The organism is Burkholderia sp. BDU5, assembly GCF_001522845.1.
Lineage (GTDB): Bacteria > Pseudomonadota > Gammaproteobacteria > Burkholderiales > Burkholderiaceae > Burkholderia > Burkholderia mayonis.
The window spans coordinates 14,509-41,130 of sequence record NZ_LOWC01000007.1; the positions used below are offsets into that span (position 1 = coordinate 14,509).

The 26,622-nt window shown below is 67.7% G+C and carries 18 protein-coding genes and 4 pseudogenes; 13 read left to right on the forward strand and 9 right to left on the reverse strand.

Annotation, left to right across the window (positions count from 1 at the left end; translation table 11 throughout):
• Nucleotides 1–27 precede the first annotated feature (27 nt).
• Genes WS69_RS01450 through WS69_RS01460 form a run of 3 tightly spaced genes read right to left on the reverse strand, consistent with a single transcriptional unit; the run spans nt 28 to nt 3,405 of the window.
• On the reverse strand, nt 28–1,386 hold the full coding sequence (locus WS69_RS01450) for a nicotinate phosphoribosyltransferase (protein WP_059469064.1): 1,359 nt from the start codon (nt 1,384–1,386) through the stop codon (nt 28–30).
• Nucleotides 1,383–2,060, reverse strand: a complete 678-nt coding sequence (locus tag WS69_RS01455; protein ID WP_059469129.1) for a dienelactone hydrolase family protein — start codon at nt 2,058–2,060, stop codon at nt 1,383–1,385. The genes WS69_RS01450 and WS69_RS01455 overlap by 4 nt, the downstream gene beginning before the upstream one ends.
• Before the next feature lie 25 nt (nt 2,061–2,085).
• Entirely contained in the window at nt 2,086–3,405 is a 1,320-nt protein-coding gene (locus WS69_RS01460; protein WP_059469130.1) for an erythromycin esterase family protein, read from the reverse strand.
• 365 nt (nt 3,406–3,770) lie between these two features.
• Between WS69_RS01460 and WS69_RS01465 the strand changes: the two genes are divergently transcribed.
• The 3 genes from WS69_RS01465 to WS69_RS01475 all read left to right on the forward strand — a co-directional run bounded on the left by WS69_RS01465 (nt 3,771) and on the right by WS69_RS01475 (nt 7,433).
• A complete protein-coding gene (locus WS69_RS01465; protein ID WP_059469065.1) occupies nt 3,771–5,504 on the forward strand; it encodes an ABC transporter permease in 1,734 nt (577 codons plus the stop codon).
• 8 nt (nt 5,505–5,512) lie between these two features.
• Nucleotides 5,513–6,868, forward strand: coding sequence for an ABC transporter ATP-binding protein (locus WS69_RS01470; protein ID WP_059469066.1), 1,356 nt, complete (start codon nt 5,513–5,515; stop codon nt 6,866–6,868).
• Nucleotides 6,869–7,238: 370 nt separating this feature from the next.
• The gene (locus WS69_RS01475) at nt 7,239–7,433 is read left to right on the forward strand and encodes a hypothetical protein (protein ID WP_059469131.1); all 195 of its coding nucleotides are present in this window, start codon (nt 7,239–7,241) and stop codon (nt 7,431–7,433) included.
• A gap of 255 nt (nt 7,434–7,688) precedes the next feature.
• Here WS69_RS01475 and mnmH read toward each other — a convergent pair whose 3' ends face one another.
• Nucleotides 7,689–8,768 (reverse strand): tRNA 2-selenouridine(34) synthase MnmH, encoded by a 1,080-nt coding sequence (gene mnmH, locus WS69_RS01480; RefSeq protein WP_059469067.1) that lies wholly within the window; start codon nt 8,766–8,768, stop codon nt 7,689–7,691.
• A 76-nt stretch (nt 8,769–8,844) separates the two neighbouring features.
• Nucleotides 8,845–9,119: pseudogene (locus tag WS69_RS32835) on the reverse strand (LysR family transcriptional regulator); the annotation flags it as partial.
• Nucleotides 9,120–9,541: 422 nt separating this feature from the next.
• Here WS69_RS32835 and WS69_RS01490 point away from each other — a divergent pair.
• Nucleotides 9,542–11,302 (forward strand): cholesterol oxidase substrate-binding domain-containing protein, encoded by a 1,761-nt coding sequence (locus tag WS69_RS01490; protein ID WP_059469069.1) that lies wholly within the window; start codon nt 9,542–9,544, stop codon nt 11,300–11,302.
• Between the two features lie 196 nt (nt 11,303–11,498).
• Complete coding sequence (locus WS69_RS34430; protein WP_231747052.1) at nt 11,499–11,693, forward strand: pyruvate kinase; 195 nt, start codon at nt 11,499–11,501, stop codon at nt 11,691–11,693.
• Nucleotides 11,694–12,208: 515 nt separating this feature from the next.
• On the opposite strand, the gene WS69_RS01505 is transcribed toward WS69_RS34430, so the two are convergent.
• On the reverse strand, nt 12,209–12,793 hold the full coding sequence (locus WS69_RS01505; protein WP_059469072.1) for a DUF4142 domain-containing protein: 585 nt from the start codon (nt 12,791–12,793) through the stop codon (nt 12,209–12,211).
• 14 nt (nt 12,794–12,807) lie between these two features.
• On the opposite strand from WS69_RS01505, the gene WS69_RS32840 reads away from it, so the two are divergent.
• The 3 genes and pseudogenes from WS69_RS32840 (at nt 12,808) to WS69_RS01515 (ending at nt 16,766) form a co-directional block, all read left to right on the forward strand.
• On the forward strand, nt 12,808–12,972 hold the full coding sequence (locus WS69_RS32840; RefSeq protein ID WP_156437897.1) for a hypothetical protein: 165 nt from the start codon (nt 12,808–12,810) through the stop codon (nt 12,970–12,972).
• 497 nt (nt 12,973–13,469) lie between these two features.
• Nucleotides 13,470–14,888, forward strand: a pseudogene (locus WS69_RS01510) (HD domain-containing phosphohydrolase).
• Nucleotides 14,889–14,934: 46 nt separating this feature from the next.
• A pseudogene (locus WS69_RS01515) lies at nt 14,935–16,766 on the forward strand (histidine kinase).
• Here the strand turns inward: WS69_RS01515 and WS69_RS01520 are convergent.
• Nucleotides 16,744–18,426 (reverse strand): purple acid phosphatase family protein, encoded by a 1,683-nt coding sequence (locus WS69_RS01520; protein WP_059469073.1) that lies wholly within the window; start codon nt 18,424–18,426, stop codon nt 16,744–16,746. The pseudogene WS69_RS01515 and the gene WS69_RS01520 overlap by 23 nt on opposite strands.
• A 443-nt stretch (nt 18,427–18,869) precedes the next feature.
• Here WS69_RS01520 and WS69_RS01525 point away from each other — a divergent pair.
• Nucleotides 18,870–19,241: pseudogene (locus WS69_RS01525) on the forward strand (DUF4377 domain-containing protein); the annotation flags it as partial.
• Nucleotides 19,242–19,325: 84 nt separating this feature from the next.
• On the opposite strand, the gene WS69_RS01530 reads toward WS69_RS01525, so the two are convergent.
• A complete protein-coding gene (locus WS69_RS01530; RefSeq protein WP_059469075.1) occupies nt 19,326–19,673 on the reverse strand; it encodes a GFA family protein in 348 nt (115 codons plus the stop codon).
• A gap of 341 nt (nt 19,674–20,014) precedes the next feature.
• Here WS69_RS01530 and dgoD point away from each other — a divergent pair, with 341 nt between their 5' ends.
• Nucleotides 20,015–21,163: a galactonate dehydratase gene (dgoD, locus tag WS69_RS01535; RefSeq protein ID WP_059469076.1), complete on the forward strand. Its 1,149-nt coding sequence runs from the start codon at nt 20,015–20,017 to the stop codon at nt 21,161–21,163.
• Between the two features lie 390 nt (nt 21,164–21,553).
• Here the strand turns inward: dgoD and WS69_RS01540 are convergent, their stop codons facing one another.
• Nucleotides 21,554–22,480: a CopD family protein gene (locus WS69_RS01540; RefSeq protein ID WP_059469077.1), complete on the reverse strand. Its 927-nt coding sequence runs from the start codon at nt 22,478–22,480 to the stop codon at nt 21,554–21,556.
• A gap of 380 nt (nt 22,481–22,860) precedes the next feature.
• Between WS69_RS01540 and WS69_RS01545 the strand changes: the two genes are divergently transcribed.
• The 3 genes from WS69_RS01545 (at nt 22,861) to WS69_RS01555 (ending at nt 26,544) form a co-directional block, all read left to right on the forward strand.
• Entirely contained in the window at nt 22,861–23,622 is a 762-nt protein-coding gene (locus tag WS69_RS01545; RefSeq protein ID WP_059469078.1) for a c-type cytochrome, read from the forward strand.
• Between the two features lie 19 nt (nt 23,623–23,641).
• A complete protein-coding gene (locus WS69_RS01550) occupies nt 23,642–24,940 on the forward strand; it encodes a c-type cytochrome (RefSeq protein WP_059469079.1) in 1,299 nt (432 codons plus the stop codon).
• A gap of 128 nt (nt 24,941–25,068) precedes the next feature.
• Nucleotides 25,069–26,544 carry a DEAD/DEAH box helicase gene (locus tag WS69_RS01555; protein ID WP_059469080.1) on the forward strand — a complete coding sequence of 492 codons (1,476 nt, stop codon included), beginning with the start codon at nt 25,069–25,071 and terminating at the stop codon, nt 26,542–26,544.
• The last annotated feature ends 78 nt before the right edge of the window (nt 26,545–26,622 follow it).

Here is a 26,622-nt window from a genome sequence, read left to right on the forward strand (position 1 = left end):
TCGACGCGCGACGCACGGAACGTCGCACTATGTGTGCGCATCGCCCGCCGTCTGCGCGTCGATCCGTTGCGCGAGCGCGGTGAGCGCGTCGGTCACGGCGACCGGATAATCGGCCGCGTGCGCGAGATCGCGCAGCGCCGCGGGCAGCGCGTCGAGCTGGCCGCGCGCGTGCGCGCGCACGTCGGCCAGGCTCGGCAACGATGCAACGCGCTCGCCGTCGATCACGAATGGCTCGAGCAACGCGACGCCCGGATGCGCTTCGTCACGCAGCGCGAGACTGTCGCCATCGAAAGCGCCGTCGTCGCGACAGCGGCGGTACACCTGCTTGCGTCCCGGCCACGTCGCCTTGCCCTCCGAGCGCTTGCGGCGCGGCACGCCCGCGTACTCGGTCAGCTTGTACGCGCAATCCGCATATGGCGCGTCCGCCGACGTGTTCATCCGCGTCCCGACGCCGAAGCCGTCGATCGGCGCACCCTTTCCGATCAGCGCTTCCAGCTTGTATTCGTCGAGATTGCCGCTTGCGAAGATCGTCACCTGCCGCAGGCCTGCGCGATCGAGAATCGCGCGCACTCGCATCGCGTGCTGCGCGAGATCTCCGCTGTCGAGCCGCACGCCTTTCACCTCGACGCCGTCGCGAGCGAGCTTCTTCGCGACGTCGATCACCTTGTACGCGGCCGCTTCGGTGTCGTATGTGTCGATCAGCAGCATCGCGTTGCGCGGGAACGAACGTGCGAAATGCTCGAACGCGAGCGACTCGCTGTCGTGCGCCTGCACGTACGAATGCGCCATCGTACCGTACACGGGAATGCCGTAGCGCAGGCCGGCGAGCAGCGTCGCGGTGCCGGTGAAGCCCGCGATATAGCTCGCACGGGCCGACAGCAGCGCCGCTTCCGCGCCGTGCGCGCGACGCAGCCCGAAGTCGACCAGCGTCTTGCCCGGCGCCGCAAGCACTGCGCGCGCAGCCTTGCTCGCGACGATCGACTCGAAATGCAGCAGGTTCATCACGCGGCTCTCGATCAGTTGCGCTTCGCGCAGCGGCGCGGTGATCTGCAGGATCGGCTCGTCGATGAAGAACACCGTGCCCTCGCGCATCGCGTGGACCGAACCGGTGAAGCGCAGCGATTCGAGCGACGCGAGAAACCTGTCGCTGAAAAGCCCTGTGCTCGCGAGCCCGTCGATTTCGTCGGCGTCGAGCTTCAGGCCCGCGAGATAGTCGAGCACCTGTTCGAGACCCGCCGCCACCAGGAAGTTGCGATGCTCGGGCAGCTTGCGAACGAAGAACTCGAACGTCGCCGTATCGTTCATCCCGCAATCGAAATACGACTGCAGCATCGTGAATTCGTACAAGTCGGTCAGCAACACGCCGTCGCGAGCGGGGTTCGTCATCTTCGGCTCCGCTTGTGCGCCTCCCGGTCGCCGCCGAGATGCGCGACGAACCAGTCGGCCGCGAGGCGTGCGACTTCGTCGAGCGTGCCCGGCTCCTCGAACAGATGCGTCGCGCCCGGCACGATGACGAGCTTCGACTCGCCGATGAGCCAGCCGGCCGCGAGACGGTTCAGCCGGATCACTTCCTCATCGCGCTCGCCGACGATGAGGAGCGTCGGCACACGCACGCGCGGCAGCGCGTCGCCCGCGAGATCGGGGCGGCCGCCGCGCGAGACGACCGCTCGCACGGCGCGAGCGCGCGAGTTGGCCGCAATCAGCGCCGCCGCCGCGCCCGTGCTCGCGCCGAACAGGCCGACGGGCAGCTCGCCGACGTGCGGCCGCTCGTGCAGCCAGTCGAGCGCGCTGACGAGCCGGCGCGCGAGGAACGCGATCGCGAACCGGTACTCGGCCGTCACCGCGTCGCGCCGCTGCTCTTCCACCGTCAGCAGATCGAACAGCAGCGTCGCGAGGCCCGCGCGCTGCAACACCGCCGCGACTTCCTGGTTGCGCGGACTCAACCGGCTGCTGCCGCTGCCGTGCGCGAACACGACGATTCCCGGCGCATGCTCGGGCGTCGCGAGGATGCCGTTCAATTCGACTTTTCCGATAGGTATCCGTACTTCTTGCGTCTGCATTGCATTCTCCATGCCTGCGTCGCCGTCACGACGCCGGCACCGGCTTCTCGCGCGGATGCCACACATCGGGCGGCGCGAGCGGTTCGAGCGGGCTCGTCTCGTCGAGATGGAACAGCGCGTCGAACTGCCCGGTGATCGACGACATGAAGTAATGACTGTCGCGCTCCGTCTCCGGCAGATAGATCACGCCGATCGCGCGCTCGAGCAGCGCTTCGCCGAGCGGCTGCGCGACGGTTTCGCGCAGCGACAGGAAGAAACGATCGAGCCCGGTCGTATGGAAAAGGTGTTCGTAGCTGTCGTGCAGCGCGGGACGCATCCATTTCTGCTCGACGTCGCCGTCCCAGTGCGACGCAGCCGACACGTGGCCGGTATAGGCGGTGAAGCCGATCGACAGCGCGCGTTCGCCGAGCGACTGACGCACGAGCTGGCCGAGCGTCCATTCGCCGCGCAGATGCATCGCGGTCGCGCGCGCGTCGCCGACGTGCGAGTTGTGCGCCCAGACGACCGCGCGTCCCGTGCCGCCGCGCCGCGCGCGATAGCGGCGCAGCGCGAACAGCGTATCGCGCATGTGCGAATCGCGCAGATTCCACATGTTCGCGCGCGGCCCGAACATCGCGCGGTAGTAGGTCTCCGCGTTGACGACGACTTGCGCATTGCGTTCCGCGAAAAACTGCGCATCGAGCGCGTCGATGCCGTCTTGCGCGAGATAAGCCGCTTCGCTCGAGCGAAGCTGCAGCAATTGCGTGACCGCATCGGCGGTCGCGGCGGGCCGTGCGCCCGTTGCGACCGCATAGCCGTATGCGCTCGGCTCGCGCACGTGATCGAGCGCCGCGTAGCGCCGCCGCGCGAGTTCTGCCTGGTCGGGATCGACGTCGTCGAGATAGCGGATCACCGCATCCGCCGACCGGTACAGGCTGTATAGATCGAGCCCGTAGACGCCGACCCGCGATTCGCGCGGCAGCGTCGCATTGTGATCGCGCAACCAGCCGACGAATTCGCGCATCGGACGATTGCGCCACATCCATACGGGAAAACGCGTAAAGTCCGCGAGCGCCGCGTCGGCGTCGCCGATCGCGGCGTCGCCCTGCACATAGCGATTCACGCGCCATGCATCGGGCCAGTCGCCCTCGATCGCAATGGTGTCGAAACCGCATTCGTCGACGAGCCGCGCGGTGATCTGCGCGCGCATCCGATAGAACTCGGTCGTGCCGTGCGTCGCCTCGCCGAGCAGCATCACGTCGGCATCGGTCGTCATGTCGATCAATTCGTCGAAATCGGCCGAATTGCCGTGCAACGGGCGAGCGGCATCCCGCACGGCAAGAAAGGGCGTCTTCGCAGGATGCATGAATCGTCTCCGGACGACCGCCGTCCGAGCGTGCGCGCCGCTCGCGACGGGCCGTCGCGCGACGCCGCGCAAGGCGGCTGGTCCGATCATTCTCGACCGCGGTTTCGCCGGAACATTGCGTTGAATCAACGATCGCGGCCGCGGTCGCGCCGTCGCTCACGCAGCGGCGCGTCTCTTTCAATTTACGCGCTCCGCGCGGAAGTTGCAGTGCGAATAACCCCATCCGCACACATGCGTTCGCATTATTTTTCGATGCGCGGCGCAGTGGATCGCACGCCGCGAAGCCAGCGACGCTTGATGCACGTCAAGCGCGCGCGCCGCGCTTTCGCCGACGATGGTGCGCGGCCAATCGCACGGGGGTTAAGGTGGAGCAACATGTCGACCTGCTTGCCGGCGGACGCTGGCGCCTGCGCACGCTCGGGTGGCGCGACGCGGCCGCGGTGCTGCTCGTGCTCGCGCTCATCGTGCTGCTCGGCTCCGGCGTTCGTCAGATGGCGCTGCCGCTCGACGTCGCTCGGCCGGAAGCGATCTCGCTATCGCCGCTCGCGCTGCCGGGCTACGCGCTGCGCACCGTGCTGCGGATGCTGGCCGCGCTCGGCGCGTCGTTCGTGTTCACGTTCGCGTACGCGACCCTCGCCGCGAAGAGCCGCGCGGCGGAGGCCGTGCTGATTCCGCTGCTCGACGTACTGCAGTCGGTGCCGATTCTCGGCTACCTGTCGTTCACCGTCGTGTTCTTCCTGTCGATCACGCCCGGCTCCACGTTCGGCGCGGAGCTCGCGGCAATCTTCGCGATCTTCACGAGCCAGGCCTGGAACATGGCGTTCAGCTTCTATCAATCGCTGCGCACGGTGCCGCGCGATCTCGACGAGGCGAGCCGCAGCCTGCGGCAAACCGGCTGGCAGCGCTTCTGGCGGCTCGAAGTGCCGTTCGCGATGCCGGGCCTCGCATGGAACGCGATGATGTCGATGTCGGGCGGCTGGTTCTTCGTCGTCGCGTCCGAAGCGATCTCGGTCGGCGATCTGCACATTGCGTTGCCGGGCGTCGGCGCGTACGTCGCGCGCGCGATCGCCGAGCGCGATCTCCCCGCCGTCGGCTATGCGATCGCCGCGATGACGATCGCGATCGTGCTCTACGATCAGTTGCTGTTCAGACCGATGGTCGCATGGGCGCACAAGTTCCGCTGCGATCAGACCGTGAGCGGCCCCGCGCCGCGCAGCTGGCTGCTCGATCTGCTGCATCGCGCGAGCCTGCCGCAGCGCGTCGGCACGCCGCTCGGCGCGATGCTGCATCGCGCGGCGCGCACCCGTCTGTCGCTTCGCGTGCGGCTGTCCGCGCACGAGCGCTCGCTGTCTCGGCGCATCGGCCGCGTCATCTGGATTTCACTGTGCGCGGCAGGCATCGTCTATGCGAGCATCGGGCTCTTCCGGTTCGCGGCGCCCGTGCTGGCGTGGGCCGATGTCGCCGACGTCGCGCGCAACGGCGCGCTGACGCTCGCGCGCGTGCTCGTGCTGATCGGCGTCGCGTCGGCCGTCTGGGTGCCGATCGGCGTGTTGATCGGCCTGCGGCCGCGCGCGACCGCGTTCGTGCAGCCGATCGCGCAGTTCCTCGCCGCGTTTCCCGCGAACCTGCTGTTCCCGCTCGCCGTGTTCGTGATCGCGCACTTCGAGCTCACACCCGCGATCTGGCTTAGTCCGCTGATGATCCTCGGCACGCAGTGGTACATCCTCTTCAACGTGATCGCCGGCGCGACCGCGTTCCCCGACGATCTGAAAGAAGCAGCGGCGAGCCTGCGCGTACGCACGCCGACGTGGTGGCGCGAGGTCGTGCTGCCCGGCATCCTGCCGTACTACGTGACGGGCGCGATCACCGCGTCGGGCGGCGCGTGGAACGCGAGCATCGTGTCGGAGCTCGTCGGCTGGGGACACACGACGCTCGACGCGTCCGGACTCGGCGCGTACGTCGCGCGGATGACCGCGGCGGGCGACTATCCGCGGATCGCGCTCGGCGTCGCCGCGATGTCGCTGCTCGTGATCGCGATGAATCGTCTGATGTGGCGGCCGCTCTATGCGTTTGCGGAACGCCGCTCCCGTCTCGACTAGGTGCCGCCATGTCCACGCCGACACGCCCCGCCCCCGCTTCGCCGCCCGCCTCCGCCGACGATGCGCGCGCGCCCGTGATCGCGCTGCGCGGCATCAGCATGTCGTTCGCCAAGCCGTCGGGCGAACCGCTGCCCGTGCTCGCCGACATCGACCTGACGGTCCATGAAGGCGAGATCCTCGGATTGCTCGGCCGCTCGGGCTCCGGCAAATCGACGCTGCTGCGCATCGCGGCCGGGCTCGTCAAGCCGAGCGCCGGGCGCGTCGAATATCGCGGCGAGCCGCTCGACGGCCCTGCCGCCGGCATCGGCGTCGTGTTCCAGACCTTCGCGCTCTATCCGTGGCTCACTGTCGCCGAAAACGTCGAGCTCGGGCTCGATGCAATCCGCGTGCCGCCGGACGAAGCGCGCAAGCGCGTGATGTCGGCGATCGAGCTGATCGGCCTCGATGGCTTCGAGTCCGCGTATCCGCGCGAGCTGTCGGGCGGCATGCGACAGCGCGTCGGCTTCGCGCGCGCGCTCGTCGGCGACCCGGCGCTGCTGTTGATGGACGAGCCGTTCTCCGCGCTCGACGTGCTGACCGCCGACACGCTGCGCACCGATTTTCTCGACCTGTGGCACGCGCGCCAGTTGCCGATCGACGCGGTGCTGATGGTCACGCACAACATCGAAGAAGCGGTGCTGATGTGCGACCGGATTCTCGTGCTCGGCGCGCATCCGGGCCGCATCCTCGCCGAGGTGCCGATTCCGCTCGGCTATCCGCGCAATCGGCTCGATCCGGAGCTGCAGCGCATCGTCGACGATATCTATGCGGCGCTCACGACGCGCATCGCCGATGCGGTCGCCGCGCGAAACGGCAAACCAGGCGTTCCCGCGCAACGACTGCCGAACGTGTCGAGCCATCAACTCGACGGCTTCGTCGATGCGTTCGTCCTGCATGCGCGCGACGGCTGCGCGGAATTGCCGCGGCTCGCATCGGCGCTCGCGATGCCGATGAACGACTTGCTGCCGCTCGCGGTCGCGCTGCACGTGCTCGAGTTCGCCGAGCTGCACGACGGCGCGCTGCGGCTGACGGCCGCGGGCCGCGTCTATGCGCAGGGCAGCGCGAGCGAACGCAAGCGGCTTTTTCGCGAGCATCTCGAACATTTCGTGCCGCTTGCGGCGCACATCCGTCAGGTGTTGGACGAGCGCGCCGGCCACCAGGCGCCCCGCGAGCGCTTCGAGCTCGAGCTGCTCGACCGGCTGAATCCTTTCGATGCAGCGAATACGCTGCGCGTCGCAATCGACTGGGGACGCTTCGCCGGTCTGTATGACTACTACGACGACGCACGCGTGTTCCGCCGGGGCGAAGGCGACGCACACGCCTAACGTCTTCTCGAATTGATCTGCACTCCGAGCGTTTCCGCTTCGATTGCGTTCGATCAAGAAGCGTGGCGACGTTGCTCGTACAGTGATCGCAGTCCCTCGTCATGCGCGTTGCGCGGAACGAGCCCATGTTCCCACGCCGTTGTACGCACGGCTCGCGTGATGCTGACGCGAGCGGATTGATCGCGCGCGCGATTCGCGGACGCATCGAAGCGCTCTTGCGCGGCGCAAAGCATGTGCGGCGGCTCCACGCGACGCGTGTGACGGCGGCCGATCGCTGCTCGTCATCGGCATGCGCTGTTCGCACGCGGCAGCGTATGGCACGACACGCGTCGATGCGCGCGTCGCCGCACGAATCTTCTGGAGATCGATCATGATTGCAGGTGTGGTGCTGTGGGTCGCCCTCGCGGTGATCTTTCCGACCGTGGCCGTTCCGGCCGCGCAACATGCGGTCGAACACGTCGTCGATCATCCGGGCAAGCGCGCAGCGCCGCCTGCCGCGCAGCACGGCAGCGACGCGCAAGGACAGCCGGCATCGCCGGACGGCGGCGATACGATCGAGCGTTGATCGGCGCCGCCTACAGTCGGAAAGGGCTGGCATGCGTGCGCGACGCGATCGAGCGGATGCGCATCGAGGCATCGCTCAGGCGAGTGTTCGAAACATGCATAGAATGCCGCCGGTCAGGATAGCCGATCGCTCGGGCGCGCATGCGGCATCGATGGCCGCTGGAGAAAAGACTCGCGAAGCGCGGCGCACGACGACGCCAGCGCGTGCAGCACGTGCCGTGCACCGTGTGCAAGCGGCCTGCGTGCTACGTGCGCATCAAGCCCGCTTGCCACACGCGCTCGCGCCCGCCGCGTCGAGATACGCGAGCAACGCCCTCGCCTGTTCGACGACGTCGCTCGCGGTCGGCCTGAACGGAAAGTGCTCGGCCTGCGGCAGGCGAACGAAATGCGCTCGGCTGCTGCGCGTATAGGCGGGATCGTAGTGAACGTCGACGAGTTCTTCGAACAACTCGCCGCGCCGCCCTTGGTCGAGCATCTGGTGCCACTTCCGAATTCGCGCGTGGCCGTGCATCGGCACGAGCTTCTCGAGCTGGATCTTGAAGAACGCGGTCTGATCGAACAGATGCCCGTAGTCTTGCAGCAGCAACTCGACGCGCTCGTCGCGTTCGGTCTCGACGTTCACGCAATCCGCCGCATGCATGCCGGTCAGCAGCGCGAGCGGCAGCGTGATCGCGCCGATGCGCCGGCTCTCCGCTTCGATGAACACGGGTTGCTCGCGGCCGAAGCCGCGCAGCGCGCCGACGAGCGCCGTGTCGAACGCTTTCTGCGACGGTTGCTCGCTGCTCGGCAGCGCACCGAGCAGCGAGCCGCGATGCGCGGCGAGCGCTTCGAGATCGAGCGTCTGCGCGCCCGCCTGCGCGAGCGCATGCAGCAGCCGCGTCTTGCCGCTCCCCGTATTGCCCGTCAGGACGACGTAACGAAATTCGGGCGGCAACTGACCGAGCGCATCGACAACCGAGCGGCGATACGACTTGTAGCCGCCGTCGAGCTGCCTCGCGCGCCAGCCGATCATGTTGAACCAGACAGTCATCGACCCGGAGCGCTTGCCGCCGCGCCAGCAGTAAATGAGCGGCCGCCAGTTGCGCGGACGGTCGGCGAACGTCGTGCCGAGATGCGCGGCGATGTTGCGCGCGACCATCGCCGCGCCGACGCGCGTCGCCTCGAACGGCGACACCTGCTTGTACATCGTGCCGACGATCACCCGCTCTTCGTTGCTGAGGACAGGCGCGTTCAGCGCGCCCGGAATGTGATCCTCCGCGTATTCGAGCGGCGTGCGGACGTCGACGATCTCGTCGAAATCGTCGATCTGGTCGAGGGAAACGGGCAGGAGATTCAACGTATCGGGTGCGGCGGGGCCGCATCATCGCTGGCGGTGGAACGACAATTATCTCACGCGCGGCGGCCGCCTCGCACGGCGGCGGGCGGCTCGCGCGCACCGCGTCCTCCATCCGCCGGATGTCGGCGACGATGCGCGTCGCGTAGCGCAGGTAGGTCTCGCCTTCTCTCGTCAGGCTGAAGCTGCGCGTCGTGCGATTGACGAGCCGCGCGCCGAGCCGGTTCTCGAGCAAGGCGAGCCGCTTCGTCGCGGCGGGCAGCGTACGTCGAGCACGCGCGCGGCGGCGGACAGGCTGCCGTGGCGCGCGACGAGCACGAAGAACGTCAGGTCGCCGATCTGATGAGCTTTCACCAAAAGTAAATAAACAAGTGAAGATTGAACACAGACTGCGCGAGCCGCGCTCTTTCGCGTGCTCGCTTGCGGCGCACGCCGCGCGCTTTCCACCCGCACCGGTCCCTTCCCGTCGACACGCGTGCCACCGCCGAACGCGCAGCCGCACGTCGTCCATGTCACTTCGCGCGGCCGCGACACAGCGGCCGCGCGATTCCGCCGCCCCGCCGCCTTTCGTTCCTCCCGGCCTGAAAAATCAATTTGCTTGACGCGATTTCATCGCCGCTTATCATCTAATTAATTTTTATTATTCAATAACATATTTTTAATAAACAATAACAATCCTCGAATATAAGCACGCAGCAAAAATAGGGAAATGCATTTCAACAAAACAGAATGCTTCATTCCTTCGTTGCAGAATCAATAATATTTCGAGAGAAAACATGAAAAAGACCACCGGAGGCAATTCTCCCAGTCATCGTCGCCGCGCGTTTCTCGGCGATATCGCGCGCCTTGCCGGTGCGGGCGTCGTCGCCGGATGGACGCCGATCTATCAGATTCCCGCGCATGCACGGCCTTCCGTCTCCGCGCCGCCGAATTTCCCGGCGAGCATTCCGCTCTACAAGCAGGCGTTCCAGAACTGGAGCGGCGAGATCGCCGTGGCGGACCTGTGGACCGCCGCGCCCGCGACGCCCGCCGACGTCGTCGCGATCGTCGGCTGGGCGGCGGCGAACGGCTATCGCGTGAGACCGCGCGGTTACATGCACAACTGGTCGCCGCTCACGGTAGCCGCCCAGGATGCGAACGTCCGCGCGATTCTCGTCGACACGACAAAGCATCTGACGTCGGTGTCGATCGACGTGTCGACGAAGCCCGCGCGCGTCACCGCACAAGCGGGCGTGTCGATGGACACGCTGCTCGCGACGCTCGAGCGGCAAGGGCTCGGGATGACCGCCGTCCCCGCGCCCGGCGATATCACGCTCGGCGGCGCGCTCGCGATCGGCGCGCACGGCACCGCGCTGCCGGCCTCGGGCGAGACGCGGCCGGCGGGACACACGTACGGTTCGCTCAGCAACTCGGTCGTGTCGCTGACCGCGGTCGTCCATGACGCTTCGTCGGGCCGCTACGCACTCCGTACGTTCGCGCGAACCGATCCCGACATCGGCCCGTTCCTCACGCATCTCGGCCGGGCGTTCATCATCGAGGCAACGCTGCAAGTCGGCGCGAATCAACGGTTGCAATGCGAGAGCTTCGTCGACATCGCTTCGTCGGAGCTGTTCGCGCCGGCCGGCTCGCCGGGCCGGACCGTCGAGTCGTTCCTGCAGCGCTCGGGCCGGATCGAGGCGATCTGGTTTCCGTTCACCGACAGGCCCTGGCTGAAGGTATGGACCGTTCGGCCGAACCAGCCGTCCGGCGCGCTCGCCGTCGATCAGCCTTACAACTATCCGTTTTCCGATTCGATATCGAAAGAACTGTCCGACCTGGTGACCCGCATTTTATTGAACGGCGAAATCCAATTGGCTCCGCTATTCGGAAAAACGCAATACGCGATCACCTATCTCGGCCTGACGAATATCTTCAAGCCGCTGACGAATCTCTGGGGCTGGTCGCGCTCGGTGCTGCAGTATGTCCGGCCGACGACGCTGCGCGTGACCGCGAACGGCTATGCCGTATTGACGAACCGCGCGAACGCGCAGCGTGCGATCAACGAGTTCGTCGAGTTCTATCAGCAGCGGGTCGCTGCCTACCGCCAGACTGGCAGCTATCCGATGAACGGTCCCGTCGAGATCCGCGTGACGGGCGTCGATTCGCCGGACGATGTCGGCCCGGGCGCGGCGGCGCCGTCGCTGTCCGCGATCCGGCCACGGCCCGACCATCCGGACTGGAACGCCGCGATCTGGTTCGACATCCTGACGTTGCCGGGCACGCCCGACGCGAACCGCTTCTATCGCGAAATCGAGCGCTGGATGCTGTCGAACTACAGCGGCGGCTATGCGACCGTGCGGCCGGAATGGTCGAAGGGCTGGGGCTACACCGACGCCGCCGCGTGGAGCGACGACACGATGATCGGAACGACGATTCCAGATCTGTTCCGGCAGGGGCTGTCGCCCGCCGACAACTGGGATGCGGCGCTGCGCACGCTCGACCGCTACGATCCGCAGCGCGTGTTTTCGTCGCCGCTGCTCGACCGGCTGGCGCGCTAGCAGGCGCGGCCCACGTACCGGCCGATTCGTTTATCACCAAATAAAAAGGTTCTTCAGACATTCCTGTGGGTCGGTAGTACGCTGGCGCGCATGTTCTGCAAGGGAGGCGTGCGATGGACAGCGTGGAGTTGTACCGGCAATTGCTTGGGCTGACGGCGCGCTGTCGTTCGTCGTCGACGCGGTGCGCGGCCAGGACGTGCGCGTAATCGCCGAGACGGCCGGCACGCTGAAGAGCCGCAAGGGCATCGACGTGCCCGAGATCGACCTCGGCCACGATCTCGTTACGCCGCGCGACCGCGAGATGATTGCGTTCGCGAAGGAAACGGGCGTCGATTTCGTCGGCGTCAGCTTCGTCGAATCGGCGGCGCACGTCGCGCGATCCGTGCGCTGATCGGCGGCGCGACGCCGCAGGTCGTCGCGAAGGTCGAGAACCGCGGCGGTCCCGAGCACCTCGACGAGATCGCGGCCGCCGCCGACGATCTGAAGAACCGGACGCAACGGCTCGTCGATGCGGTCGCCGTGTTCCGGTCGAATGCGAGCGCGACCGCGCGACCGCGCGATGCGCGCCCGGCGCAAATGGCAATCGCGCCCGCGGCGGCAGTTCGCACGACCGCCAAACAGAACCGGCGGGCGACGCGTGCGATGCCGGCTCCATCGTTCGCGAGCGCGAGCGCATTGCCGGCGCCGCCCCTGCATCCGTCGCGGCGGTCGCCGAGACGGATTGGCAGACGTTCTGAACGGGACGGCGCGGGAGAATCGGCGCACGCTCGATACGAAACAGGCGGCGCTTACGCGCCGCCTATCCGTTTGCCGCCCGATGCGCCGCATATGCAGCGCGCATCGAACGGATGCGCCGTACGCGCTTTCGCTATCGCAAGCGCGACGACGTCGCGCGAACGACCGCCGTCACTGCGATGCGTCGCCCGGCAGGTGCTTGCGGCCCGCGAGCTCCCGAGCCTGCTGATAATGCGCCTGGATCACCGGCAGGCCCTTGCGCGCAGCATTCTTCAGCTGCTCGTTGCGGCCCGACGCGATTTCGGCCTGGAACACCGACAGCGACTTGCGGTTGCCGTCGAGTGCGACCTGCTCGATGTACGCCTTGTCGAACGCGTCGCCGCGCAGATTCTTGATGCTGTCGAGCACGGCGGGATCGGGATCGTTGTGCGGCACGTCGACGCCGCGCGGGCTCGCGGCGCGCAGCGTCTGCGACAGCTTCTCGTTGTCGCTCGCGACGCGTTCCGCGAATGCCTTCACGGCGCGATCGCTCGAGCGCGACGTCGCGATGCGTGCGGCATCGCGCTGCGTCGATACGGCTTTCGTCGCGTCGGTGACGAAGGCTTGATCGGCTTCATGCAGCCTCGTACCGGTTTCAGCGGCTGCCTCGGGGCGCGGCTGCGTCGGTGGAGTCGTCTGCGCGGATGCGGCGGCCACGAAGACGAACAGACCGGCGGCACATGCACCGACGAGCGATAAAGTAGAGCGGCGAGTCATACGTTCTCCTTAAGTTGAAATTCATCAACGGATCGACGAACCGGGCTGCGGTGCTGCGGGCCGGGGGCGGCGAAGCGTTCGATGCGTTCGATGCCTTCGCCGCGAGCACACCGGCCATGGACTCGGATGCGGCGCAACCCGTCCAATCCATTCTAGGAGGCACGTCGCAATCGAGGTGAAACGATGGTGTCGCTTGTGTAACGGGAGGTAAGACAATAGGCCGCGCGAGCCTGTGCAACGTGCGCGCAAACATCGTGTGCGTGCTCTTTGCGTTCGCTATCGACGCGATATGCGCGCGCCCATCGGGCAAAATTTTCTTGCGATGGAAAGCGGCGGCGCCGATACGCGCATCTTTTACACGGCGCTGTAAACCCGATCGAATCCAATCATTGTTATTAGCGCGTCGACGCGTCGGTTCGCTCGTCGCGCGAGCGGCGGCGCACGCGGGCCTCGCTTGCGGCATTCGCATCGACATCGCGCGATCGCCGATACACGCTCGGAAACATTCGCGACGATTCTTTCGAGGCACGCGCACCGAACGCGCGTAACGCCGGCCGCGGCACCGCTTGCGCTATCTAGGTAGATACGCTAACGCCCCGCTTTTTCGCTCAAAAACGAATGGCTGAGCGCCGATATCGCAAGGAATCCAATATGAAAAAAATGAAGCGGAGGCTTCGTGAATACCGGATCCGAGGAATCGATAACGTCCATCGCGCCGGATGCATCGCACGCGTTCGCCGGCGCATCCTGCAATGCGCCGGCCGCGCCCGCGATCCTGATCGTCGACGACGAGCCGAGCATCCTGTCGGCGCTCAAGCGTCTGCTGCGCACGGCGCGCTATCAGGTCGTCACGGTCGAGAGCGGCGCGGCCGCGCTCGACGTGCTCGCAGCCGGCGAAGTCGATCTCATCATCTCCGATATACGGATGCCGGGCACGACGGGCGCCGAATGTCTCGCTCGCGCGCAGACGCTCCATCCGGATGCGATGCGCATCGTGCTGACGGGCTACTCGGAAATCGACGCGGTCGTGAGCGCGATCAACGAGGACGGCGTGTACCGTTATCTGAACAAGCCGTGGGACGACCACGACCTGCTGCTCGCGGTCAAGCAGGCGCTCGAGCAGCGGCGGCTGCGCCAGGAGACCGCGCGCCTCTTCGCGCTCACGTAGAAGCAAAACGAGGAGCTCGTCGCGCTCAGCACCGCGCTCGAAGCGCAGGTGCACGCGCGCACCGCGAAAATCCAGCAGACCGTGCTGTTCCTCGAAGACGCGCAGCGCGACCTGAAGCGCAATTTCATGACGATGATCCAGGTCGGCGCGAACATGATCGAGCTGCGCTGCGGCGTGAAGGGCGGCGAATCGCGGCGTATCGGCGAGCTCGCGAAGCAGCTCGCGCTCGACATGAGCGCGCTGCAGGCGCAGGATCGGCGCAGGATCTCCATTTCGCCGGCCTGCTGCACGGGATCGGCAAGCTGTTGCTGCCGGACGAGCTGCTGCACAAATCGATCGACCGGATGAGCGCGGAAGAAAGCCGGCAGTTCCATCAGCATCCGCTGCGCGCGCAGCTGGTGCTCACGCCCGTCGCGCAGCTCAATCAGGTCGCGCACATCATTCGCCACCAGTACGAGCGCTTCAACGGCCGCGGCGCGCCGGACGGCCTCACGGGCGACGACATCCCGCTCGGCGCGCGCATCCTCGCGGTCGCGCGCGACTACGAAGGGCTGCAGCGCGGCGGCGGCGTCAACCAACGCATGCAGTCCGAACAGGCGATTGCGCTCATCAAGTCGCAGGCCGGCATGCGCTACGACCCGCAAGTCGTCGATCGTTTCGCCGCGCTCGCGAAGGATCCGGCGACGCTCGGCTGCAACACGCCGTATGCGCAAATCACAGGCGGCCAGTTGCTGGAAGGCATGCGGCTCGCCGACGATCTGCGCACGAGCCGCGGCGTGCAGCTGACGACGAATGGCAGCGTCGTGTCCGCATCAGGTCGCGCTCGTGCGGTGTTACGAAGCGCAGGAAGCCACGCCGTTCACGGTCCTGATCCAGACGCCGCCGCCGAAGATCGAAGCCCCGGCGGCCTCCGGGCGCGGGCGCTGACGCGCGCCGCCCTCACCGTCGCGCGCGACGCGACGAGCCGACGCCCATGCACGGAACCTTCGACTTCCCGCTCGTCTTGCTGTCGCTCGCGTCCTACACGGCGCTCGATCCGAGCGCGCTCATCTCGCCCCTCGACAAGCCGCGGATGCGGCTCGCATGGCTCGCGGGCGGCGCGGCCGCGATGAGCACGGGCATCTGTGCGATGCACTTCGTCGGCATGCTCGCGTTCTCGCTGCCGATTCTGCTCGGCTGCGAGTTCCGGCTCACGTTCCTGTCGCTTGCGATCGCGATGGTCGTCTCGTACTTCGCGCTGAACGCGGTGACGCGCGGCGCGCTCACGCGCGAGCGCCTCGCGGTGAGCGGCGTGCTGATGGGACTCGGCATCGCCGCGATGCACTATACCGGCATGAACGCGCTGCAAATGCGTCCGGCGATCGAATACGACCGAACGCTCTTCGTCGCGTCGATCGCGATAGCGATCGGCGCATCGACGACCGCGCTCTGGATCGCGCACCGCCCGTGCGACGAAAACCAGCCGCATGTGATCGCGGAGCGGATCGCCGCGGCGGGCGGGACGGGCATCGCGATCACCGGCATGCATTACACCGGGATGGCAGCCGCGCATTTTTACGCGAATGCGGTCTGCATGGCGAGAAACGGCATCAGCGGCGCGTGGCTCAGCGCGACGATCGCGCTCTTCACGGCGACGATCCTGAGCGCGACGCTCGTCGCGTCGCGCTTCGGCGCGCGCACCGCGTTTCTGCGCGGAATGACCGACGCGCTCGAAGAGCGCGTCAGGAAGCGCACGAGCGAGCTCGAAGGCGCGCTGCGGCAATACGAACACGACACACGTGCTGCAGCGCACGCGCAGGAAGATGGAGCAGGAGATCGACGAACGCAAGGCCGCGCAGGCGCGCCTCGAACACGAGAAGGACGAGTAGCGCCGGCTGATTCACCAGCTCGAGGAAACGCACGTGCAGCTGTTGCAGTCGGAAAAGCGCGCGTCGATCGGCCAGCTCGCCGCCGGCGTCGCGCACGAGATCAACAATCCGATCGGCTTCGTCAACGCGAATCTCGATACGCTGAAGAGCTGGGTCCGGGGCCTGCTCGACGTGATCGCCGTGCAGGAAGCGCTGACGAGCACGCTCGCCGCCGACGCGCGCGCCGCTCGCCGCGGTGTCGCGCGACGTCGACCTCGACTACGTGCGCGGCGACATCATGGCGCTCATCGACGAATCGATCGACGACGCGATGCGCGTGCGGCGCATCGTCTGCGACCTGCGCGACTTCTCGCGGCCGAGCGGAGAGGAATGGGCGTTCGCCGATCTGCACGCGTGGCTCGAGCGCACGCTGAACGTCGTCCACAACGCGCTGAAGTACAAGGCGGAGGTCGTGCGCGAATACGGCGGCCTGCCGCTCGTCGAATGCAACGCCGCGCAACTGAGCCAGGTGTTCGTGAACCTGCTCGTCAACGCCGCGCAATCGATCGAGGCGCGCGGCACGATCACGATTCACACGACGCACGATGCCGACTCCGTGTCGATCTCGATCGCCGACACGGGCGTCGGCATTCCCGACGACGTGATCGGCAGGATCTTCGATCCGTTCTTCACGACGAAGCCGATCGGCCGGGGCACGGGGCTCGGGCTGTCGATCTCGCACGGCATCGTCGAGCACCACGGCTGGCGCATCGACGTCGAGGGCCGCGTCGGCCGCGGCACGACGTTTACGATCACGCTGCCGATCCGGCGCAAGACCGACTCGATCGAGCGCGCGGGCGCGCTCGATCACGATGCAGGCGCCGCATGCAAGACGGCGCACGCCGCCGCCCCGCTCGCTTCGCCCGCGTCGCCGCTTACGCGCGGCGCGCCTTGCTGAGCACGATCGTCTCGAACAGCGCGTACTCGGCGGTCGGCGTCTGATCGGCGCCCGGTGCGTGATAGTAGTTCACGGTGATCGACGTATGGCCGCCGTGCTCGCCCGGATCGTAGTCGAACACCGCGATCCCGTAGCCCGTGCCCGTATCGCGCCGCGCGGACCAGATCGCATCCTCGACCGCATCCGCGCCGTGCCGCACGAACGTGTTCGGCGCCGTGCCCGGCACCGGCCGGTTCGGCTTCGTGAACACGCGCGCCTGCGGCAGGCCCGTCGCCGGATTCTCGCCGTATACGTCGAGCGGCGCGCTCGTGCCGCCGCCGCCGAGAATCATGTGGATCGTGCCGTGCGACGTGTCGAACGTGCCGTCGGTCGGCTCCGACGTGACGACGGGACGCGGCTGCATCGTATCGACGACCTCGCCCGTCGCCGAGTCGACGCCCGTGCGATGGTTGCAGCCGCGCACCGGGAAGCTCCGCTCGTAGTCGTGGTCGTGGCCGCACAGCACGAGGTCGACGCCGTAGCGGTCGAAGAGCGGCAGCCACGCTTCGCGGATGCCCTTGTCCGAGCCGTTGCCCGTCTTCGACGAGCTGAGCGCGTCCTGGTGCATCTGCACGACGATCCAGTCGATGTCGCGATCGTGCGACGCGCGGCGCAGCGTCTCTTCGAGCCAGCGTGTCTGCTCGCCGCGGCTGTAGCCGCGCACGTAGAACGACGTGCCGGGGGGAATCGGCTCGCTGCCGGTGCTCGCCGCCGGCACGAGCGGATTCGGGCCCGCGACGAACGCGGCCGCGTCCTGATAGACGACGTCGTCCGCGTCGAGCGACACGAACAGCACCGCGCCGACGTGGAAGCTGTACCAGCGGCCGGGGAAGCGCGTGCCGTTCTCCGGCAGCGTGTAGCGCGCGAGATACGAGTCGAGCCCTTGCGGGCCGTTGTGAAATTCGATCTCGTGATTGCCGGGGCACGGCATCCACGGCCGATTCGCAGCGGACGTCTGGTTGTTGTTGCCGAAGTCGCGCCACACGTCGGTCTGGTGCGCGGGATTCAGGTTCGCGTAGCAGAGATCGCCGTTCAGCAGATGAAAGAGCGGCTGGAAGCGCTCGACCGCCTGCACCGCGAAGCGGCTCTGCGGCGACGACAGCACCCAGCCCGTGTTCGGCGTCGCGAGGTCGCCGTAGCTCGTCCAGCGAAACGGCGCGCGGCCCCGCGGCGCCGCGTCGAAGCGGGCGGCGAACGGCTTCGCCGCGTTGCTGTCGTTGTCGGCCGTGACTTCGTAGCGATAGACGGAGCCCGGCTTGAGTCCGCGCAGCCGCGCGTGATACGTGAACACGACTTCGCCGTTCAGGCCGTCGGTGTACGTGCGCTGCACGCCGTGCGCGGTCCGCCACGCTTCGTTCGGGCCCGCGAAGCGCACGCGCGGGTTCGCCGCGGCCGCGAGCGTCGCCCACGACACGACGACCTCGTTCGCGTCCGCGTCGCCCCACGTCAGATGAATCTGCTCGGGCGTGCCGTCCGGCACGGCAGCCGCCGCCCGCGCGGCGGCGAGGCCGCTCGCGGCGGTCGCGAGTCCGGACACGCCGGCGAACTTGAGGAAGCCGCGGCGAGAGACGGCGGAAGGCTGCTCGGTCGGCGGCACGTCAGGAGCTGGCTTGTTCGACATGATTTCGTTCGATCGTGGGAAAGTCGTGGGAAAGGAATGAAAGCGACCGGCATTCGCCGCGCGCGGCGGCGCGGCGGCGCGGCAGCCGGCATCGAAGCTCGGCCGCGCACGCCGGCGCCGACACCTTATGCCGAGATGCGTGACGCGACGATGTCAGCGCGCTGCGCTGCGCTCACATCGGCTTCACGGCGGGAATCGGCGCGCGCCCGGGGCGCCGGCGAGTCGGCTTCGATCACGCTTCGACCGGATCTCGGCGCGGTTCCGCGGTGCTACGGCGCGGCGGCGCAATCGAAGTTGAGGCCGAGGCCGAGGCCGCGCGACCGTCGCGCTTCGACGTCACACTTCGACGCGACCGTTCGGGAATCGCGAAACGGCGCGCCCGCGCGCGGCGAACCCGCCCGGCAAGTCCCGGTCCAATCGCGGTTTCATCGACGCGGATTCCCATGTTCAGTAAGATCCGCCACGCCCTCGCGGCCGTCGCGTTCGCCGTTACGGCCGGCCTCTCCGGCTGCGAGACGAGCACCGCGGCGAACGCGCCGGCCACGCAGCCGGCCGCACCGCAAGCCGCGACGAAGACCGTCTACGTCGCCGCGCAGACGGCGCGCTGCGTCGGCGTCGCGCCGATGGACTGCCTGCAGGTGCGCACGAGCCCGAACGTGCCATGGCAGCTCCGGTACAGCGGCACCGAAGGCTTCGACTACCGCCCGGACTACGAATACCAGTTCGAGATCGCCGAGTACGAAGTGTCGAATCCGCCCGCCGACGGTTCGTCGATTCACTGGGTATTGAAGCGCATCGTCCGGCAGCAGCCGCGCTGAGCCGGACGGCGTCGGAACGGGCGCGAAGCGCGCGCCGTGCAGACCTCGCGCGCTGCGCGATCCCGAATCAGGCATGCGCGCTCAGAGCGCGCGTCCGTCGAAATGCCGGACCGGCACCGCGTCGAGATCGATGCCGTCCAGGCAGCGGATGTTGACGGCCGCCATCGCGTTGCCCTTCGGATCCGTGCCCTCCGCGAACGGATGGATCCCGCAGGTCGGACAGAACCGATGCCGGATCGTGTGCTTGTTGAACAGATAGGTCGCGATGTCGCCGTCGGGCGTTTTCAAGCGGAACGCGTCGCGCGGCACGAACCACAGCAGCGAGCCCTTGCGCATGCACATCGAGCAGTTGCACGCACAGGCGCCGTCGATCTCCCCTTCCACCTCGAACCTGACTCTGCCGCAATGGCAGCTGCCGGTGTAGAGCATCGTCGCCTCCTTCGATCATGTCCGGCTCGGCGACGCGGCGACGCCGCGTTCGCATGCCCGGCCGGTGGCGTACGGTAACGCTCGGCCGGGCGGACCGCAACCGCCGGGCGGCGTCCCTCGAATGTCGAGCGAGCGAAGCAAGAAATCGCTTTCGACCCGACTCGCCCGCCGACATCCGTGCCGAACGCGCGGCTCGATCCGGCCACGCGTCCGCCGCCGCGGACGGCGCGAACCCGGCAGCGGCGCTCACTATGTGCGCAACGGCGCGATCGATACTACTTTCGCGCTGCGCCGCTGTACGATTCATGCATGATTCATGCAGACGACAGGAGACACCCGCAATGAAAATCACCCGCCTCGAAACCTTCGTCGTTCCGCCTCGATGGCTGTTCCTGAAGATCGAGACCGACGCGGGCATCGTCGGCTGGGGCGAGCCGATCGTCGAGGGCCGCGCGCACACGGTCGAAGCGGCCGTGCACGAACTCGCCGACTACCTCGTCGGCCAGGACCCGCTTCGCATCGAAGACCACTGGCAAGTGATGTACCGCGCGGGCTTCTATCGCGGCGGGCCGATCACGATGAGCGCGATCGCGGGCATCGACCAGGCGCTCTGGGACATCAAGGGCAAGCACCACGGCGCGCCCGTCCACGCGCTCCTCGGCGGCCCGGTGCGCGACCGGATCAAGGTCTATTCGTGGATCGGCGGCGACCGTCCGAGCGACGTTGCGAACAACGCGCGCGCGGTCGTCGAGCGCGGCTTCCAGGCGGTGAAGATGAACGGCTCGGAGGAGTTGCAGATCATCGACACGTTCGACAAGGTCGAAAAGGTGATCGCGAACGTCGCGGCGGTGCGCGAAGCGGTCGGGCCGCACGTCGGGATCGGCGTCGACTTCCACGGCCGCGTGCACAAACCGATGGCGAAGGTGCTCGCAAAGGAGCTCGATCCGTACAGGTTGATGTTCATCGAAGAGCCGGTGCTGTCGGAGAACGCCGAGGCGCTGCGCGACATCGCGAACCAGACGAGCACGCCGATCGCGCTCGGCGAGCGGCTCTACTCGCGCTGGGACTTCAAGCACGTGCTCGAAGGCGGCTACGTCGACATCGTGCAGCCGGACGCGTCGCACGCGGGCGGGATCACCGAATGCCGGAAGATCGCGACGCTCGCGGAGAGCTACGACGTCGCGCTCGCGCTGCACTGCCCGCTCGGGCCGATCGCACTCGCCGCGTGCCTGCAGCTCGACGCAGTCAGCTACAACGCGTTCATCCAGGAGCAGAGCCTCGGGATCCACTACAACCAGGGCAGCGACCTGCTCGACTATCTGCGCAATCCGGAGGTGTTCCGCTACGCGGACGGCTTCGTCTCGATCCCGCAGGGGCCGGGGCTCGGCATCGACGTCGACGAGGAGAAGGTGCGCGAGATGGCGAAGATCGGGCACCGCTGGCGCAATCCGGTGTGGCGGCACGCGGACGGCAGCGTCGCCGAGTGGTGAGCCTTGCGGGCGGCGGGCCGCGCACCCGCCGCCCGATATCGGGAACGCGCCGGCGCGGCGGGCGAAACGAGCAATCGGCTCGGAAGAAAACGGGAGAAAAGCACGTGCGATTCGCAACGCGCGCCGCCTGCAGGCGGGCCGCCCGAAGCGCCGCGCGGCGGCACGCGCGCGAGTGCGCGCCGACAATCCCGGCTGAGCGGCCGCGACGCAGCCGGCACGCCACCGTTCGTCGCTACGCTCGGCCAGCATCGGCATGACGCCACGCATGACGGCATCACGACGTCACGCGCGCCGCGCGCCCTGCCGCCCCGAACGATCGGCCGCCGCCCGCGCGACGGCCCGCCCGGTCCATACCCGGGCCCGCCAGCCGCCGCGCGCAACCCTCGCGCGTCAGCCCGCCGCGATCGGCGCGGTAAACGACAGCACCGCCGCCGCGACGAACACGCCGATCATCGCGAGCGCTTCGAGATGCAGCACGTTGCGGAACGTATGCGCGTCCTCGGTCGACGCGGTGCGGCGCAGCCGGGGCAGCGCCGAGAAGCGGTTGAGCGCCGCAAGCACCAGCGCGAGCGTGACGAGCGCGAGCTTCAGCAGCAATATGCGTCCCCACGTGCTGCCGTCGAGCGCCGCGAAATTGCCGCCCGTGCCGCGGATCGTGTTGAGCGCGCCCGTGACGACCACGAACGCGAGCGCGGCGATCGACGCGCTCGATAGCCGCTGCGCGATGCGGATCATCGCGCCGCGCGCAATCGACGAGCCGAGCGCCGGCAGCACGGCCATCCCGCCCGCGATCACGAGCCCGCCCCACGCGGCCGTCGCGGCGACGTGCACCGTCTGCACACCGACCGCGGCCGAGAACGCGCCCGAATCGGCAGCATGGCCGAGCGACGCCTTGCCCGCCGCGACGACGAGCGTCGCGAGCGCGAGAAGCGCGCCCGAGGCAGGGCCGCTCGGCCGTGCGAGCGCAACCGCGAGCAGCAGCAGCGCGCCGCCGCACGCGACGCTCCACGCATGCCCGACGTGCGTCTGCGCGAGCACGGCCGGCATCGCGCCGAATGCGCCGCGCAGGCCCGCGCCGCTCATCGACGCGGCCTCGTAGACGAGCCAGCCGACGTCGGCGAGGACGAGCACGGCCGCCGCGACGGCAAGCGAGCGCAGCGATTGCCGCCAGGCGGGATGCGACGGCGCGATGACGCTCTTCGCGCCGTCGTTCGCGAGCCACGCGCCGATCAGCGCGGAGCCGACGGCGACCGCGAACGCGACGTCGCCGAGCGCGGCGAGCGCCGCCTGGCCGAACCAGAGGCTGTCGATCTTCATCGCGCACCGCCTGCGCCACGCACGCCGGATAAACGGAAGGATCGACTGTTGTTTTCAGGCAAACAGGAAAAAGAGGACTTCATCGACTCGCATGGAAGTAAGGAAATCGGGGCGGCGCGGCGGACCGCCCTGACGCCGCGCCCCCGAAGTGTACGGGCTTCGCCGTCGGCTGCGCAGCTTGTCCGACGTTTGAACCATCATCCGCGCGTCAAATTGTCGCAACCCGACCACGGCTTGGAACCGTGCCCTCCGCGTCAAATAGCCGCCATTACCCATCGATGATAGAATGCCGCGTCGCAGCAGCCCGGCTGTCTGCCCTCGTTAGTTCTTGCCGTCACGCCGAGCCGATCGGAGCCCGGTCAGGTCCCCGACGAATAACAATGGAGTCCCGTGTGTCTTCTAGACGCCTTTTCCGTCCGCTGCTCGCCGTTGTGTTGATGAGCGCAGCGAGCCTTCTGAGCACTGCGCACGCGCAGACCAAGCCCACCGAGCCGGCTGCCGCGAAGGCGCCCCTGAAGGCGCCCGACACGATGGCTGAGCGCGTGCGCGGCTGCACGGCCTGTCACGGCACGCACGGGCAGGGCACCGACAACGACTATTTTCCGCGTCTGGCAGGCAAGCCGGCCGAATACCTGTACAACCAGCTCGTGAACTTCCGCGACGGTCGCCGCAAGTACCCGCCGATGAACTATCTGCTCACGTACCTGAACGACGACTACCTGCACGAGATCGCGCAGCACTTCTCCGAGCAGCGTCCGCCGTACCCGGCGCCGACGAAGCCGACCGTGCCCGCCGCCGTCGTCGAGCGCGGCAAGCAGCTCGCGCTGCACGGCGATCCGGCGCGCAAGCTGCCCGCGTGCGTCGCGTGCCACGGCACCACGCTGACCGGCATGCAGCCCGCGATCCCGGGTCTCGTCGGCCTGCATAGCGATTATCTGAGCGCGCAGATCGGCGCGTGGCGTTCGGGCACGCGTCATGCGAAGGCGCCCGACTGCATGCACGAAGTCGCGAGCAAACTGTCCGACGAGGACGTGACCGCCGTGACCGCGTGGCTCGCCGCGCAACCGGCGCCCGCCAACCCCGTGCCGGCCCCGGCCCGCTCGATGAAGACTCCGCTCGCCTGCGGCAGCGAACCGCAATAAGGCAAGGGAGACAGACTAAATGAAACGCAAGTCCCTGTTTGCACTCTCGGCTGTCGCGATCGTCGCGGCAGCGGCCCTCGTGCCCGTCCTGTGGCCGGGCAACGACACGCTGCACGGCAACGCCGCCGTTGCCGCGACGCCCGCCGACCAGGCCGCGCTCATCAAGAAGGGCGAATACCTCGCGCGCGTCGGCGACTGTATCGCGTGCCACACGGTGCGCGGCGGCAAGTCGTTCGCGGGCGGCCTGCCGATGGCGACGCCGTTCGGCACGATGTACACGCCGAACATCACGCCGGACGATCAATACGGGATCGGCAAGTGGACGTCGGACGACTTCTACCGCGCGATGCACACCGGCCGCTCGAAGGACGGCAGCCTGCTCTACCCGGGCTTCCCGTTCACGAGCTACACGAAGGTCACGCGCGCGGATTCGGACGCGATCTACGCGTACCTGCGCTCGGTCGCGCCGGTCAACACGGCGAGCCGTCCGCACGAGCTGCGCTTCCCGTTCAACAACCGCAACCTGCTGATCGGCTGGCGCACGCTGTTCTTCAAGGAAGGCGAGTACAAGCCGGATCCGACGAAGTCGGTCGAATGGAACCGCGGCGCGTATCTCGTCGAAGGCCTCGGCCACTGCAGCATGTGTCACACGTCGATCAACATGATGGGCGGCCCGGTGAGTTCGGCGGCCTTCGCGGGCGGCCTGATTCCGCTGCAGAACTGGTACGCGCCGTCGCTCACGAACGACAAGGAACTCGGCCTCGGCGAGTGGCACGTCCAGGAACTGTCCGATCTGCTGCAAGCGGGCGTCTCGAAGAAGGGCGCGGTGTTCGGCCCGATGGCGGACGTCGTCCACAACAGTCTGCAGTACATGACGGATGAGGACACCCGCGCGATGTCGACTTACCTGAAGTCGATCCCGCAGAAGGCAGAAGCGCCAAAGAACATGCAGTACGAGCCGTCGCAGCAGTTCGGCAGCGCGCTGCTCGAGCAGGGCAAGAAGATCTACGCGGACAACTGCGCGACCTGCCACGGCGCGCATGGCGAAGGCAAGCCGACTGCGTACCCGCCGCTCGCGCAGAACCGCTCGATCATGATGGAATCGGCCGTGAACCCGATCCGCATGGTGCTGAACGGCGGCTATCCGCCGAGCACGTCCAAGAATCCGCGTCCGTATGGAATGCCGCCGTTCGCACAGTCGCTGTCGAACCAGGAAGTCGCGGCAGTCGTTACGTACATCCGGATGTCGTGGGGCAACAACGGATCGCCCGTCTCACCGCAACAGGTGAGCGACCTGCGTTCCGCGCCGCTCGATTAATCGGCACTTGACGCGAACGGGGCGCGGCTGCGGGAAACCGCGGCCGCGCCCTTTTGCTTTTTCGGTGACGTCCGTTTCCCGCGCGGGCCGCGCGAGGACGTCGCCTTACCAATAAATCAAGAGTATCTATGTCTTTCGCATCTCTCGGCCTCGCCGAACCACTCGTGCGGGCCGTCACCGAGCTGGGCTACACGCAGCCCACGCCGATCCAGGTCCAGGCCATCCCCGCTGTGCTGGGCGGCGGCGATCTTCTCGCCGGCGCGCAGACGGGCACCGGCAAGACGGCAGGCTTCACGCTGCCGATCCTGCAACGCCTGCACACGTTCTATGCGGAAAACCGCGGCGCGCGGCGCGCGGTGCGCGCCCTCATCCTCACGCCGACGCGCGAGCTCGCCGCGCAGGTCGAGGAAAGCGTGCGCGCATACAGCAAGTACGTGAAGCTGCGCTCGACCGTGATGTTCGGCGGCGTCAGCATCAATCCGCAGATCGATGCGCTGAAGCGCGGCGTCGACATCGTCGTCGCGACGCCGGGGCGCCTGCTCGATCACATGCAACAAAAGACGATCGACGTGTCGAGCCTCGACATCCTCGTGCTCGACGAAGCCGACCGGATGCTCGACATGGGCTTCATCCACGACATCAAGCGCGTGCTCGCGAAGCTGCCGGAGAAACGCCAGAACCTCCTGTTCTCGGCGACCTTCTCCGACGAGATCAAGTCGCTCGCGGACAGCCTGCTCGACTCGCCCGCGCTGATCGAAGTCGCACGCCGCAACACGACGGCCGAGACGGTCGCGCAGAAAATCCACCCGGTCGACCGCGACCGCAAGCGCGAGCTGCTCACGCATCTGATCCGCGAGCACAACTGGTTCCAGGTGCTCGTGTTCACGCGCACGAAGCACGGTGCGAACCGGCTCGCCGAGCAGTTGACGAAGGACGGCATCAGCGCGATGGCGATCCACGGCAACAAGAGCCAGTCGGCGCGCACGCGCGCCCTCGCCGAGTTCAAGAGCAGCACGCTGCAGGTGCTCGTCGCGACCGACATCGCCGCACGCGGGATCGACATCGATCAATTGCCGCACGTCGTCAACTTCGATCTGCCGAACGTGCCCGAAGACTACGTGCACCGGATCGGCCGCACGGGCCGCGCGGGCGCGAACGGCGAGGCGGTGTCGCTCGTGTGCGTCGACGAGAAGCAATTGCTGCGCGACATCGAGCGGCTCATCAAGCGCGAGATCTCGCAGGAAGTGATTTCGGGCTTCGAGCCGGACCCGAACACGAAGCCGGAGCCGATCCAACGGCGCGCGCAGCGCGGCGGGAATAGCGGCGGAAACGGCGGCGGCGCGAGCAACGGCGGCCGCAACGGCGGCGGCAATCGCGCGCCGCGGGCCGCGAATCAAGGGCAAGCGCCGGGCCAACCCGCCGCGCGTCGCGACGGCGGCGCAAAAGCGAAGGCTGCGCCATCGAAGGCAGTGCAGCCCAAAACCGCGAAGCCGCAGCAAGCACGCGGCGGCAGCGGACGACCGACGGGCAACGGCAACGCGAACGGCGGCGGCGCGCATGCGAATCGCAATCGTTCGTCGCGCAGCGGTCAGCGCGGCCATTGAGCGTCACGCGCCGCTGCGCCGCTCATCGAAGCGGCGCGCGGCGCCCCCTTCTCTCTGAGCGAGCGCGCCCTTGCGCGT

Excerpts from the sequence above, each read along its gene's own strand:
- WS69_RS01450 (WP_059469064.1), bottom strand. The coding sequence starts at position 1,386 with ATGACGAACCCCGCTCGCGACGGCGTGTTGCTGACCGACTTGTACGAA.
- WS69_RS01455 (WP_059469129.1), bottom strand. The coding sequence starts at position 2,060 with ATGCAGACGCAAGAAGTACGGATACCTATCGGAAAAGTCGAATTGAAC.
- WS69_RS01460 (WP_059469130.1), bottom strand. The coding sequence starts at position 3,405 with ATGCATCCTGCGAAGACGCCCTTTCTTGCCGTGCGGGATGCCGCTCGC.
- WS69_RS01470 (WP_059469066.1), top strand. The coding sequence starts at position 5,513 with ATGTCCACGCCGACACGCCCCGCCCCCGCTTCGCCGCCCGCCTCCGCC.
- WS69_RS01475 (WP_059469131.1), top strand. The coding sequence starts at position 7,239 with ATGATTGCAGGTGTGGTGCTGTGGGTCGCCCTCGCGGTGATCTTTCCG.
- WS69_RS01490 (WP_059469069.1), top strand. The coding sequence starts at position 9,542 with ATGAAAAAGACCACCGGAGGCAATTCTCCCAGTCATCGTCGCCGCGCG.
- WS69_RS01505 (WP_059469072.1), bottom strand. The coding sequence starts at position 12,793 with ATGACTCGCCGCTCTACTTTATCGCTCGTCGGTGCATGTGCCGCCGGT.
- WS69_RS01520 (WP_059469073.1), bottom strand. The coding sequence starts at position 18,426 with ATGTCGAACAAGCCAGCTCCTGACGTGCCGCCGACCGAGCAGCCTTCC.
- WS69_RS01530 (WP_059469075.1), bottom strand. The coding sequence starts at position 19,673 with ATGCTCTACACCGGCAGCTGCCATTGCGGCAGAGTCAGGTTCGAGGTG.
- dgoD (WP_059469076.1), top strand. The coding sequence starts at position 20,015 with ATGAAAATCACCCGCCTCGAAACCTTCGTCGTTCCGCCTCGATGGCTG.
- WS69_RS01540 (WP_059469077.1), bottom strand. The coding sequence starts at position 22,480 with ATGAAGATCGACAGCCTCTGGTTCGGCCAGGCGGCGCTCGCCGCGCTC.
- WS69_RS01545 (WP_059469078.1), top strand. The coding sequence starts at position 22,861 with ATGGAGTCCCGTGTGTCTTCTAGACGCCTTTTCCGTCCGCTGCTCGCC.
- WS69_RS01550 (WP_059469079.1), top strand. The coding sequence starts at position 23,642 with ATGAAACGCAAGTCCCTGTTTGCACTCTCGGCTGTCGCGATCGTCGCG.
- WS69_RS01555 (WP_059469080.1), top strand. The coding sequence starts at position 25,069 with ATGTCTTTCGCATCTCTCGGCCTCGCCGAACCACTCGTGCGGGCCGTC.